The organism is Chitinophaga ginsengisoli (assembly GCF_003014595.1).
GTDB lineage: Bacteria > Bacteroidota > Bacteroidia > Chitinophagales > Chitinophagaceae > Chitinophaga > Chitinophaga ginsengisoli.
The window spans coordinates 350668-365070 of the sequence record NZ_PYGK01000006.1 but is presented as its reverse complement, the minus strand read 5'-3'; the positions used below and the strand labels follow the sequence as shown (position 1 = coordinate 365070).

Genomic DNA, 14403 nt, shown 5'->3' with positions numbered 1-14403 from the left:
ATAATCCCTTTTCGCCTGAGCGCGCTATCATAGTATGTCTTCGAAATTCATCAGCTGTTTTTCCACAGGCTGTTAAAAACTAAAAAGTGGCGGGTTTTCATTCATGTGTACATTTGTATCAGTTCACGACACGATTGTTAGTCTCCAGGGATATGAATGAACACCCCCCGGTAGCCAGGCAGGACTTTTACAACCAGCAGGCACATGAAATTCGGTCGGAACACGCACGTATCAAAGGGTATCAAGAAAGGGTTCAATACTATATAACGTGGGAATAACATCTCCGTCATGTCCTTTCTATCTGTATACGTTAACCATATAAAATTTACTGAGTGATGAATTTAGAGAATGAACTGCTTTTAAAGGAAAACAAAGACAGATTTGTACTGCTGCCTATCAACTATCCGAAGGTATGGGAGAAGTACAAGCAACATGAGGCAAGTTTCTGGACAGCAGAGGAGATTGATCTGAGTGCAGACATGAAGGACTGGAATAATCTGAATGATGGGGAACGTCATTTCATTACACACGTATTAGCTTTTTTTGCCGCAAGTGATGGTATTGTGAATGAGAACCTGGCTGTTAACTTCATGAGCGAAGTGCAGTTACCGGAAGCTCGTTGCTTCTATGGTTTCCAGATCATGATGGAAAACATTCACTCGGAAACATATGCGTTACTAATAGATACTTATGTAAAGGATCCGTCAGAAAAGGATCGTCTGTTCCATGCTATTGATACTGTACCTGCAGTAAAGAGAAAAGCAGAGTGGGCACTCCGCTGGATCGAGAATGGCAACTTCGCTGAGCGCCTGGTAGCATTTGCAGCTGTGGAAGGTATCTTCTTCAGTGGTAGTTTCTGCTCTATCTTCTGGCTCAAGAAGAGAGGATTAATGCCGGGACTGACCTTCTCCAATGAGCTGATCAGCCGTGATGAAGGATTGCACTGTGAGTTTGCCTGTCTGTTATATAGCATGCTGGAAAACAAATTATCTGAGGAGCAGGTACACACGATCATCCGTGATGCTGTTTCCATTGAAAAAGAATTTATCATCGATGCATTACCTGTAGCACTGATCGGAATGAACAGCAAACTAATGGCCGAATATATCGAGTTTGTTGCTGACCGCTGGTTAAGTGAACTGGGCTATGCTAAAATATTTAATACGGCAAATCCGTTTGACTTTATGGAAATGATTTCCCTGCAGGGTAAGACCAACTTCTTTGAAAAGAGAGTGGGCGACTACCAGAAAGCAGGTGTGATGTCTGGCAAGGATACACAAACCTTCAGCCTGGACGAAGATTTCTAATAAAGGCATAATAATTGCATGCTATTGCACAATTTGCCAACTAACCATAATTCATATATTACTCAACCTCTTAAATTCACTTACCCATGTTTGTAATTAAGCGCGACGGCCACAAAGAAGCTGTTAAGTTTGACAAGATTACTGCTCGTGTCGAAAAGCTCTGCTACGGACTGAATGCGGAATATGTAGATGCTATCGATGTAGCTAAGAAAGTGATACAGGGTTTATATGACGGAGTGACTACAAGCGAGCTTGATAATCTGGCTGCAGAAACAGCAGCATCGCTTACTACAAAACATCCTGACTATGCCTTGCTTGCATCGCGCATTGCGGTGAGCAATCTCCATAAAAATACAGTGAAATCATTCTCTAAAACAATGAAGACGCTGTATGAATACATCGATCCTAAAGTAGGTAAACCTGCTCCGCTGATTGCTGACGATGTATATGAGATCATCAGAAAAAATGCTGAGATCCTGGATTCCAGCATCATCTATGACCGTGATTTTGCGTTCGATTATTTCGGTTTCAAAACACTGGAACGCTCTTATCTGCTGAAAGTAGATGGTAAAGTAGCAGAACGTCCGCAGCATATGTTCATGCGTGTATCTGTTGGTATTCATAAAACAGATATCGAGTCTGCTATCAAGACATACAACCTGATGAGTGAGCGCTGGTTCACACACGCTACTCCTACCCTCTTCAATGCTGGTACACCTAAACCACAGATGTCCAGCTGCTTCCTGCTCACCATGCAGGACGACAGTATCGAGGGTATCTACGATACACTGAAACAGACTGCAAAGATTTCCCAGAGCGCTGGCGGTATTGGTCTGAGCATTCATAATATCCGTGCTACCGGTTCTTACATCAGTGGTACTAACGGTACTTCTAATGGCATCATCCCGATGCTGCGTGTATTCAACGATACTGCACGTTATGTAGACCAGGGCGGTGGTAAACGTAAAGGCGCTTTCGCTATCTACCTGGAACCATGGCATGCTGACATCTTCGAATTCCTCGACCTGCGTAAGAACCACGGTAAGGAAGAGATGCGTGCAAGAGACCTCTTCTACGCGCTGTGGATGCCTGACCTGTTCATGAAACGTGTAGAGGAAAATGGCGAGTGGAGCCTGTTCTGTCCTCATGAAGCACCAGGACTGCATGAGTGCTGGGGTGAAGAGTTCGAAAAACTCTACTCAAAATATGAGCAGGAGAAACGTGCACGTAAAACAGTAAAAGCACAGGACCTCTGGTTTGCTATACTCGATGCACAGATCGAAACCGGTACTCCTTATCTGCTGTATAAAGATTCAGCTAACCGCAAATCCAATCAGCAGAACCTGGGTACTATCAAGAGTTCCAACCTGTGTACAGAGATCATTGAATATACCGATGCAAATGAAGTAGCAGTATGTAACCTGGCTTCACTGGCATTACCACGCTTCGTGATAGATGGTAAATTCGATCATGAGAAATTATATGAAGTAACTTATCAGGCTGCGCTGAACCTGAACCGTATCATCGACAACAACTTCTACCCTGTTGATGAAGCACGTAACAGTAACCTGCGTCACCGTCCTATCGGTCTGGGCGTACAGGGTCTGGCTGATGCCTTTATCCTGATGCGTTATCCATTCGAAAGTGAAGAAGCGAAACAACTGAACAGTGAGATCTTTGAAACCATCTACTTTGCTGCACTGACTGCATCCAAAGACCTGGCTATACAAGACGGCGCTTATGAAACTTACGAAGGTTCACCTGCATCTAAAGGTATCCTGCAGTTCGATATGTGGGGTGTAACACCATCTCCACGTTGGGACTGGACAGCGCTGAAAGGCGAGATCAAGAAACATGGTATCCGCAACTCCCTGTTGCTGGCGCCAATGCCTACTGCATCTACTTCTCAGATCCTGGGTAACAACGAATGTTTTGAGCCTTACACTTCAAACATCTACACCCGTCGCGTATTGAGCGGTGAGTTCGTAGTAGTAAATAAACACCTGCTGAAAGACCTGGTAGAACTGGGACTGTGGGATAATGATATGAAGAACAAGATCATTACTTCCAACGGATCTATCCAGCATATTCCGGAGATCCCAACGCAGATCAAAGAGCTGTACAAAACAGTGTGGGAGATCAAACAGCGTACTATCATCGACATGGCAGCAGATCGCGGTGCATTCATCTGCCAGTCACAGTCACTGAACCTGTTCGTTGACACACCATCTGCAGCTAAACTGACCTCTATGCACTTCTACGCATGGAAGAAAGGTCTGAAAACAGGTATGTACTACCTGCGTACACAAGCTGCTGCACAGGCGGTACAGTTCACTGTTGAGAAACAAGGTGGTCAGCAGATGGAACCAATGGTGGAAAAGAAAGCAGAAGCAAAAAATGCGAAATCAACTGTTGATTCCAAACTGGATGAAGTTGAATTTGTAGAAGGTGCGGTATGTACGATGGAAGAAGGTTGTGTAACCTGCAGTGCATGATGAAATAACAGCTATCATTATAAGAAACGCCGTTCGCTATAAACGAACGGCGTTTCTCTTTTTACGGCTTAGAAGGCTTATTCAAGGATACCACCTTCAATAAATCCTGTCAGGTTCTTTGTTACCGTTGTGCCATTGTCGATGAATGTTACTGTAGCTGTTCCATTGATGTTGAAATGCAGGAATGGTGCACGTACAACACTTCCGGAAAATCCTACTACCGTTAATGATTCTCCTGATAAACGGGACACAGAAATTTGTGTGATCGGGTAAGGAGAAGTGGCAGAAAGATCTGCAGAAAAGAAATAAGCATACGATGTACCATCGATCTGGTAACCAACGAGTGTGCCATCAGCAGCGAATTTCGCTGTGCTTGTAGTCATGGCCGCCGGCAGTGGCTTAAATGATGAAAATACGAACGATGCCAAAACGAAAAGCAGGGACATAGATAGTGCTTTCATGGAGATTGGGTTTTGAGTCAACATTTAGGGTATATCAATAGTAATTTAAGGAGAATAATGAACAGAATGGATGAGTACTCTATGGGATTGAGTAAATGAATTTCTCCGCTTTATCTCAATTGGGTAATTTTAAACAAATTATGGCAGATGACATCCGGCGTTGAAAAAGTAACACTGTTAACTGAACAGTTAAGGCAACTTCTTCCCATGAAAGCTGAATACCAGCAAAGACTTGACAAAAAGTTCAGGCTGGAATTCAACTACAATTCCAATCACCTGGAAGGTAATACACTTACATATGGCGAAACGGAGCTATTACTGATCTTCGACAGAACAACAGGGAATCACGAGCTAAGGGAATATGAAGAAATGAAAGGCCATGATGTTGCCTATGAGCTGATAAAAGAGTTAGCGACTGATCATGAAAGACCATTGAATGAAACTGTCATTAAAAATCTGCACTCACTATTATTAGTTCGTCCTTTCTGGAAAGATGCTATCACGCAGGATGGGCAGCATACACGGCGTGAAATCAAAGTAGGGAATTACAAAGAATATCCTAATTCTGTACGTCTGCCAAACGGAGAAATGTTCCATTATGCATCTCCGGAAGAGACGCCGATAAAGATGGGAGAATTAATGATGTGGTTGCGGGAAGAAGAGGAAAAGAATGAGCTACATCCTGTAGTGTTAGCAGCGATGCTGCATTATCATTTTGTGCGTATACATCCGTTTGATGATGGTAATGGAAGGCTATCGAGGTTGTTGATGAATTATGTTTTGTTTAGGCATGACCTCCCTCCTGTAGTGATTAAGTCTGCAAATAAAAAAGAGTATTTGCAGGTGTTGGCTGACGCAGATAGCGGGAATCCGGAACCTTTTATAGAATATATTTCTCAACAACTGATATGGAGTCTCGATTTGAGCATAAATGCGGCAAAAGGACTATCCGTATTAGAAAATGACGATCTGAAAAAACAGATTGACATTTGGAGAAAACATTTGACAAATAAAAAATCCGAAACTGCCAATCGTGATAATATTGATATCAATCATCTATATGCCAATTCAATAGGACAACTGTTTTTGCTATTTAAATACCAACACGAGCAGTTTAATGATCTCTTCTGGAAAACACAGGAAACGCCTATCATTAACAGAAAGTTATTCAACGAAACTGCATATAATTCTGTATCAGGGTTTCCTGGTTTTATACTTGAATTTGAGGCTAGTCACGATAAAGACATAATCCATAGCCTTTCGCTGCAATATTCGCTTATTGACTTCAAGCGCAATGAGAGCACCTCATTTTCCGTAGAATCTTTGATCAACGTGCAATTTGAAAAATATGAATACATTGTCGGTTACAAAGGCCTGGTTCTCACCACTAAAAAATATCCGGAAGCATTAACAAAAGATGAGATGGAGGCAATTGTAAAGATTTGTATTCAGCATGTATTTGAAGAAATGCAGGAGAAAAGTGGGGTAAAGATTTAGACAATCGTTGGCAGTCCTGCCCGCTCCATTCCACACATTTTGATAACTTTAACATATAGATCTGTGATTTATGCTTATATTTAGCTCAGATCAATGATTAGAGCCATCTTGTATGCGAATTATATTTTTTACATTGTAGTATAACTATTATTCTTTCCTTTATTGCTCTCACATTAGTCTCCTTTTTTCCTTTGGTGGGTCCTATGAAACTTATTTACAACTGTTTATACTAAAAGTATGTCATTTATTGAGAATGTATTGGCTGTTCCCAGCTATGGTTGGAAAGACAGCAATGGTTTACTTGTGAAGCCAACTGTTAGACAACTGTTTACCGAATTTTTCCGCAGAATTAATATTATGGCCTCCCGTAAAAACTGGCTGCCGTTTTTCTCCTGGCTCTGTATTCTGCTGCTTGCTCCGTTCGTCATTATTTTTACTGTGATGCAGGTACAGGATTTTAATATCTGGTATTTGCTGGCGGCTTTTGTGTATGGGATGATTTTCATTGGGACACATGGCACCATCTGGTACCACCGCTATGGTACTCACCAGGCTTACCAGTTCAGCAATAAATTCTGGCGCTTTCTTACAGCTAACCTCGTAATTAAGATGCTGGCAGAAGAAGTTTATGTTGTATCACACCATGTGCATCATGCTTTGTCAGATGAACCAGGTGATCCCTATAATGCAGAGGGTGGCTTTTTATACTGCTTCCTGGCAGATGCCAACCATCAGCCAATAGCTAAAAATCTAAGTGAAGAAGATTATAAAAAAGTAGCGGCTATGTTAAGCCATACAGGCGTAAAAGCCAATAGCTATGAAGGCTATCTTAAATGGGGATCTGTAGCACACCCTTTAAGAACGGTGATTACCACATTTGCAAACTGGGCATTTTGGATCGCTGTATTTTACCTTATTGGCGGATTTTACCTGGTAGCAGCACTGCTGGCTGGCGCCTGTGTATGGGGCGTAGGTGTAAGAACTTTCAATTATGAAGGGCATGCTAAGGGAGAAGATAAGCAAGTAGTTGGGTTTGACTTTAATACAAAAGATAAGTCCATCAATCAGTGGTGGCCGGGAATCGTTGCAGGAGAATGGCATAACAACCATCATCTTTATCCTGCCAGTGCAAGGTCGGGCTTTTTACCAGGGCAAATTGATCTCGCCTGGTATTACATCAGGACCCTGAAATTTATTGGAGGTGTGAGTTCCTGCCGTGATGCAAAGAAGCAGTTCATAGAGACTCACAGGAATCCTTACCTCGAAGAAGTAAAACGGACGAAGCTGGCTATTGTGCAACCCGGAACAGCTGCCAGATAAGATATATTCAATAAAAAAGGCGCTTATGCATCATGTATAAGCGCCTTTTTTATTGAATAATACTGAAGTTTATTCCTCTTCCTCAAATCCCCATTTCTCCAGTAACGCTTCAAACTGCCCATCTGGCAGATTTCTCTTTTCATAACAACCCGCAATTGTCCTTTGCCTTAACGCCTCATAAATACTCACCGCACACGCTACAGATATATTCAGCGACTTAATAATCCCTACCTGGGGAATGATAAAATTCCCATCTGCCAGTGCACGGACCTCGTCACTTACACCGTCATGTTCATTCCCAAATACTAACGCCACTGAACCGGTGAAATCAATCTCGTACAGGCTCACTGCATCCGCAGCAAGATGTGTGGTAAAGATCTTATCATATTTTTGTCGGAGAGCAGCTACACATTCTGCCGTATCGGAGAACTGATGAATGGTCAGCCATTTGGCAGCGCTGGAGGAACTCCTGGCGCCCCATTTCTTATGCCGGGCGATCTTGTTGTTCAGAACATAGATCTCCTGGATACCTACGGCATCACAGGTACGCATTACAGCTGAAATATTGTGCGGGTCCTGTACATTTTCCAGTACAACGGTAAGACCTGCCTGTCTTTTATTTAATACGGATAGTAACCTTTCCCTGCGTTCCGGCGTCATAATAAAGATTGTATTAATTTCACGGGGCAAATTTAACCTAAATCAAACTTTCGAATACGGGTTTTCCTTGTTACCTTCATACATAATAAAAAACATTTATCTAAAACATGTTCAAAAAAATCCTCAAAATCGTAGGAATCTTCTTGCTGGTATTGGTTATAGCAGCAATTGCCATCCCTTACTTCTTCAAAGGCAAGATCATGTCTCTCGTAAAGACGGAACTGAACAAGCAACTCGTTGCAGACGTCGACTTTAAAGATGTGGATATCAGCCTTATAAGACATTTCCCCAGACTGGCTGTAGCATTGGAAGACCTGAGCGTTGTAAACCGTGCCCCTTTTGCTGGCGATACACTGGTTTCAATAAAGAAGATCGACCTCGCACTGAACCTTATGAGCGTTATCAAAGGAGATAAAATGGATATTTACAACGTAAGCATCCAGGAACCAAGAGTACACGCTATTATCAATAAACAGGGACTGGTGAACTGGGATATTATGAAGCCTGATACCGTACAGGCTACTCCGGCAGATACCGCCTCCTCCAAATTCGCCCTGAACCTCCAGAAATATAGTATCGAAGATGCCACCATCCGCTATGATGATCAGCAGGGTGATATGGCTTTACTAATAGAAGGATTGGACCACCAGGGAAAAGGCGACTTCACACAGGACCTTTTTACCCTGCAGACCAACACCCAGGCTGAAGGTATTACCTTCCGCTATGGGCTCATCCCCTACCTGCTGCGTACCAAAACAACCATGGACGCTGATATACAGGTAGATAACAAAACCAGCACTTATACCTTCCAGAAAGGAAAGGCTACACTGAATAACCTGGAACTGGCTTTCCAGGGCTTCTTTAAACTGGTGAATGACAGCACTTATGGTATGGACCTTGCCATGAAGGCGCCATCTACTAAATTCAAAGATATCCTCTCTCTCGTACCGGCTATTTTCATGCAGGATTTCGACAAAATCAAGACTGAGGGTACCGCTGCTTTTGACGGTTACGTAAAAGGCACCTACAGCGCCACCCAGATGCCTGCCTTTGGTCTGAACCTGGCCGTAAAGGATGGTTTCTTCCAATATCCTGATCTGCCTAAACCAGTGAAGAATATCCAGGTTAAAATGAGCGTGAAGAACCCAGATGGTGTTCCCGATCATACTGTGGTAGACATGTCTTCTGCACACGTAGAAATGGACAATACCCCGTTGGATATGCGCCTGCTGGTAAAAACGCCTATCTCCGACATGTATGTGGATGGTGCTGCAAAAGGTAAACTGGACCTCTCCAAAGTATCCCAGTTTGTAAAACTGGATGAAGGTACCGCCCTGAGTGGTTTGGTAGATGCAGATGTAAGCGCAAAAGGAAATATGAGCGCTATTGAGAAACAGGCATACGATAAATTCTATGCTGCAGGAAACATCCTGGTAAGCAATCTGCTGTACCGCAGTAAGGATTATCCAGATGGTGTAAAGGTGAACACCCTCGCCATGCAGTTCAATCCGAAGAATGTAACCGTATCTAAGTTCGACGGACAATACCTGGGTACTAACTTCCAGGCAAACGGTGAAGTGAATAATATGCTGGCCTACGTACTGAAAAATCAGCCGCTAGACGGTAAACTGGCTGTTAAAGCAGATCAGGTGAACCTGGACAAATGGATGGGCACCACTGAAACAACAACAGCTGAAAAACCTGCTGATACCGCCAGCGCTCCTTTCGCTGTTCCGGCCAACCTGAACTTCGCTTTACAGGCACAGGTAGATAAAGTGCATTACGATAAACTGGATATGTCCAACCTTTCCGGTAACCTGTTACTGAAAGACGAAACCGTTTCCATGCAGCAGATCAAGGCAAATGCCCTGCAAGGTAACATGGAAGTAAATGGTAGCTATAGCACTAAAAACAGTAAGACAACTCCGGACATCAATATGTCCTACAACGTACAGAACGTAGACGTGCAGCAGACTTTCAATGCCTTCAACACTGTACAGGCCCTCATGCCTGTGGGTAAGTTCCTGAATGGTAAGATCAATTCCAAGCTGGAACTCACCGGCAAACTGGGAAAAGATATGATGCCGCTGTTGAGCAGCCTGACCGGCGACGGCGACCTGCTGGTACTGGAAGGTGCATTGCAGAAATTTGCACCGGTGGACCAACTGGCTAGTACACTGAACGTTACCCAGCTGAAAAATCTTTCCCTGAAGGATATCAAGACCTATTTCGCTTTTGAGAACGGCCGCGTGAAAGTAAATCCGTTCAAAGTGAATTTCAGTAATATCAGCATGCTGGTAGGCGGTTCTCATGGCTTCGACCAGTCACTGGACTATACCCTGCAGATGACCCTCCCACGCAGCGTGATCGGCAAACAGGGCGATGCCCTGATCACCAGCCTGGCGTCAAAAGCAAGCAGCAAAGGTATTCCTGTTAACGTTAGCGACAGCGTTCACCTGAATGTACTACTGGGTGGTAATATCATGAAACCAACGTACAAGACTGACCTGCAGGAAACTGCTTCAGGTACGCTGAACAACCTGAAAGACCAGGCATCCACACTTGTAAAGAATAAGGTGGATACTGTGAAAACAGCCCTGAAGGATACCTTGACATCAGTGAAGAACAATGCCATTGCGGGTGTAAAAAATGAGATCACGAAACAGCTGACCGGCCAGAAAGATACAACTGGTACTAAATCAGCTCCTTTACAGGATGCCGGCAAACAGGCAGGACAGGCTGTAAAGAACACGATCGGTAACCTGTTCAACAAGAAGAAAACAAACTAAAATAATCTGTCAAAGTAAAACCGGTCTGAGAACTTCCCTTCAGACCGGTTTTTTACATTTTTTACTACTGTTCACCATTTCGCTAGTTTGGACAACTTTTTCTCTAAGTTTTTCACCAAATTCGCAGAACGGATAAATAAGCATATTTCTCCATCCCCCGTAGGCGGATGTGTTAACTTGAGAAAATACCCTCATCACAACTATGGACTACGAGCGTTACATATCAGATGGAAATCTCGAAAAAGTACTCCTTGGATTCGCTACACCGGAAGAAGAATCTGAGTATGAGTTCTATCTGGATATTTTCCCGGAACTACAGACCGAAAAAGAGGAGATCGAGCGTAAGCTTGAGCGCCTGGCCTTCAAAGAAGCGGCCTTGCCTCCTGCTCACCTGAAAACGGATATTCTGCAAAAGATTGCATTAGAAACCGGAGCACCTGCTGTTACTTCTAACTGGTATACAAAGAGAAAAGCTGTCCGTTTTGAAGATATCGTACCTCCATCTCACCAGATGAGAGTACATATCGGCTGGAAGATATTACTCATTGCCCTGTTGGTAATGATTGCCACATCCATTCTGGCATCAGTAATCTTTTTTGCCATGACCATCAAATAAGCCCAGAATAGTTCTAAATAAATAAAGGCGGCCCGTAAGCACGAGCCGCCTTTTCTATGCAATAGTTTTCCGTTTATACATCGTGATGCTGCATTGCTTTATAATTGTCCTGCATAGCCTTCAGTTTCTCTTTACCGTAAGCCAGGCGGGTAATAGTTACAAACAATACCGGTACAATAAAGATAGCCAGGAAGGTAGCGGTAAACATACCACCTAACACTGTCCAACCCATTGTTTTACGGGATTCTGCACCTGCACCACTGGATACTACCAGCGGCATAATACCTAACAGGAATGCCAGAGACGTCATGATGATAGGACGCAAACGCAGCTTGGCCGCTTCCACCGTTGCGGTTACCAGTTCCATCCCCCTGTCCACACGTTCTTTCGCAAATTCCACGATCAGGATCGCGTTCTTTGCTGACAGACCAATCAGTGTGATCAAACCAATCTGCGCGTACACGTTGTTGGTCAGGCTTGGCAGAAAAGTCAGCGTCAGGATCGCACCAAAGGCTCCGATAGGTACGGCCAGCAGTACGGAGAATGGTACGGACCAGCTTTCATAAAGGGCTGCCAGGAAGAGGAATACGAATACGATAGACAGCGCGAAAATGTAAACCGTCTTCGATCCTGACAGTAGCTCCTCACGGCTCAAACCGGAGAACTCATATCCATAACCTTCAGGCAGTACCTGTGCAGCAACTTCCTGCAGTGCCTTGATGGCGTCACCACTACTATAACCAGGAGCAGGGCTACCATTTATTTCTGCGGAGCGGAAGAGGTTATAGTGCGAAATTACCGGCGCGCTTTCTGTCACTTTATAGGATGTCAACGCACTCAACGGCACCATTGTACCAGAAGAGTTACGGACAAAGTATTGGGACAGATCTTTGATATCGCCACGGTAAGTGGAGTCAGCTTGTGTTACCACACGGAAGTTACGTCCGTATACTGTGAAATCGTTCACATACGCACTACCCAGATATGTCTGTAACGCAGTAGCGATAGAGGATATCTGTACACCCATCTTCTTGGCTTTTTCACGATCTATTTCCAGCTGGTAACCAGGAGTACGTGCGGTAAAGAAGGAGAATGCCCTTGCTATTTCCGGACGCTGGTTGATGGCCATTGTGAATTTCTGCAATACGCCTTCAAATTCCTTAATATCGCCACCACCGGCCCGCTGCTGAAGGATGAAGGAGAAACCTGCTGTAGAACCCAGACCCGGGATAGCCGGCGGAGGAATTACTACCACATTGGCCTCTTTAAATCTTGATAGTCTTGCCTGTAACTGTCCCACAAGCGCAAATATCTGCTGTGATTTATCCTTACGTTCATCCCATGGTCTCAGCTGACAGAAGATGGTGCCACTGTTGGATTTCGTTGCGAAGCTTACTACGTTCAGACCGCCGAGGGCTGCGTAGTGACCGATCGCTTTTACGCTATCCAGTGAATGCATCATCTGTGTCATTACTGAGATAGTACGCTCAGTAGAAGCTGATTCCGGCAGGTCAAAAGTGATGTATATACGGCCATCATCTTCCGTAGGAATAAAGCCTGTAGGTTTCCCCCTGAATAACATCACAGTACCTACCACGATACAGATCAGGAGTATCAGCAAATATCGCGCTCCGCGGATACTTTTCTTTACACCCAGTGAGTAACGGCTGGTTACATGACTAAACCATGTATTGAATTTGAAGAAGAATTTGTTCAGACCCTTGGAATCCTTATCCAGGTGCATTGGTCGCAGAATCAGCGTACATAATGCCGGCGTGAGGGATAATGCCACGAAAGCGGAGATCAATACGGAGATAGCGATAGTGATCGCAAACTGCTGGTAGAGACGTCCTACGATACCTGGTATAAATCCTACCGGTACGAATACCGCGGCCAGGATCAGCGCAATAGCGATCACCGGTCCGGAAATCTCCTGCATCGCTGCATAGGTAGCCTCCTTCGGCGTCATCTGCTCATGGTCCATATTATGCTGGACCGCTTCCACCACCACAATGGCATCATCCACCACTATACCAATGGCCAGTACGAAACCGAACAGGGTCAGGGTATTGATGGTAAATCCGAGTGGTATGAAGAAAATGAATGTCGCGATAATGGACACCGGGATTGCCAGTACGGGAATAATAGTCGCCCTCCAGCTTTGCAGGAAGAGGAACACCACGACTACCACCAGCGCCAAGGCTTCCAGCAGTGTTTCCACTACCTCATGGATAGACACCTGGATAACGGAAACTGATTCGAACGGTACTACATAGTCTACATCCTTAGGGAAGGATTTTTTCAGCTGAGCCATTGTTTCATATACTGCTTCTGCAGTCTCGATCGCGTTACTGCCCGGAGCCTGGTATACCAGCAGGTAGGAAGCCCTTTTACCATCTACATAAGAGTTGTTACTGTAGCTGAATTTGCCCAGCTGTACGCGGGCTACATCTTTCAGGTATACAACTGCGCCATCTTCCGGACGGGTTTTGATAATGATGTTACCAAATTCCTCAGCTGTAACGAGACGGCCTTTTACGAAAATGGTATACTCATATGTTTGCCCGGTTTTCTGCGGAGGGGCTCCTACTGTACCAGCGGAGATCTGCGCATTCTGTTCAGTGATAGCTGCTCTTACTTCCTCTGCTGTTACTCCCATCTGGGCCAGCTTGTCGGGTTTCAGCCATATACGCATACTGAAATCGTCAGCACGGGTGAAGATATCACCCACCCCTTTCGCACGCAGCAAGGCGTCTTTGATGTATACGTTGGTATAGTTATCAAGGAATGTTACGTCGTGTGTTCCATTGGGAGAATATAAAGCCACCAGCATGAGGATACTGGGATTACGCTTTCTTACTGTAAGACCCAGACGTTGTACTTCCTGAGGCAGGGTTGGCTGTGCGATACCTACGCGGTTCTGTACGTCCAGCGCCGCGATATTGATATCGGTACCTACCTCAAAGTTAACGGTCAAGCTCATAGCCCCACTGTTGGTACTATTACTGGTCATATAGGTCATACCGGGCGTACCATTCACCTGTACTTCCACAGGAGTGGCCGTTGTTTGTTCAACGGTCTGGGCATCCGCACCGATATAGGTGCCAGTTACCTGTACAGTGGGAGGAGAAATTTCCGGGTACTGACCAATCGGCAGGCTGTTCATGGCCAGCAAGCCCACCAGCACCAGCACAACAGATATCACTATTGCGGTAACCGGTCTGCGTATAAAAGTATTTGCAATCATGTTTCTTCTTC

Annotated in this window: 9 protein-coding genes; 6 read left to right on the top strand and 3 right to left on the bottom strand. The window is 44.6% G+C overall.

The window, feature by feature from the left end; genetic code table 11:
• The first annotated feature begins 335 nt into the window (after window positions 1–335).
• Together CLV42_RS17205 and CLV42_RS17200 are read left to right on the top strand one after the other, a co-directional pair.
• Window positions 336–1307 (top strand): ribonucleoside-diphosphate reductase small subunit, encoded by a 972-nt coding sequence (locus CLV42_RS17205; RefSeq protein ID WP_106603157.1) that lies wholly within the window; start codon window positions 336–338, stop codon window positions 1305–1307.
• A gap of 86 nt (window positions 1308–1393) precedes the next feature.
• On the top strand, window positions 1394–3802 hold the full coding sequence (locus CLV42_RS17200) for a ribonucleoside-diphosphate reductase subunit alpha (RefSeq protein WP_106603156.1): 2409 nt from the start codon (window positions 1394–1396) through the stop codon (window positions 3800–3802).
• A 77-nt stretch (window positions 3803–3879) separates the two neighbouring features.
• Here the strand turns inward: CLV42_RS17200 and CLV42_RS17195 are convergent, their stop codons facing one another.
• Window positions 3880–4263, bottom strand: coding sequence for a hypothetical protein (locus CLV42_RS17195; RefSeq protein WP_106603155.1), 384 nt, complete (start codon window positions 4261–4263; stop codon window positions 3880–3882).
• 147 nt (window positions 4264–4410) lie between these two features.
• Here CLV42_RS17195 and CLV42_RS17190 point away from each other — a divergent pair, with 147 nt between their 5' ends.
• Together CLV42_RS17190 and CLV42_RS17185 are read left to right on the top strand one after the other, a co-directional pair.
• Window positions 4411–5760: a Fic family protein gene (locus CLV42_RS17190; RefSeq protein WP_106603154.1), complete on the top strand. Its 1350-nt coding sequence runs from the start codon at window positions 4411–4413 to the stop codon at window positions 5758–5760.
• A gap of 237 nt (window positions 5761–5997) precedes the next feature.
• On the top strand, window positions 5998–7080 hold the full coding sequence (locus CLV42_RS17185) for a fatty acid desaturase (RefSeq protein WP_106603153.1): 1083 nt from the start codon (window positions 5998–6000) through the stop codon (window positions 7078–7080).
• A 69-nt stretch (window positions 7081–7149) separates the two neighbouring features.
• On the opposite strand, the gene CLV42_RS17180 is transcribed toward CLV42_RS17185, so the two are convergent.
• Window positions 7150–7740, bottom strand: coding sequence for a TrmH family RNA methyltransferase (locus CLV42_RS17180; RefSeq protein ID WP_106603152.1), 591 nt, complete (start codon window positions 7738–7740; stop codon window positions 7150–7152).
• A gap of 107 nt (window positions 7741–7847) precedes the next feature.
• On the opposite strand from CLV42_RS17180, the gene CLV42_RS17175 reads away from it, so the two are divergent.
• Both CLV42_RS17175 and CLV42_RS17170 read left to right on the top strand, forming a co-directional pair.
• Complete coding sequence (locus tag CLV42_RS17175; RefSeq protein WP_106603151.1) at window positions 7848–10529, top strand: AsmA family protein; 2682 nt, start codon at window positions 7848–7850, stop codon at window positions 10527–10529.
• Window positions 10530–10731: 202 nt separating this feature from the next.
• Window positions 10732–11145, top strand: a complete 414-nt coding sequence (locus CLV42_RS17170) for a hypothetical protein (protein ID WP_106603150.1) — start codon at window positions 10732–10734, stop codon at window positions 11143–11145.
• A gap of 73 nt (window positions 11146–11218) precedes the next feature.
• On the opposite strand, the gene CLV42_RS17165 is transcribed toward CLV42_RS17170, so the two are convergent.
• Window positions 11219–14392: an efflux RND transporter permease subunit gene (locus CLV42_RS17165; protein ID WP_106603149.1), complete on the bottom strand. Its 3174-nt coding sequence runs from the start codon at window positions 14390–14392 to the stop codon at window positions 11219–11221.
• Between the last annotated feature and the right edge of the window lie 11 nt (window positions 14393–14403).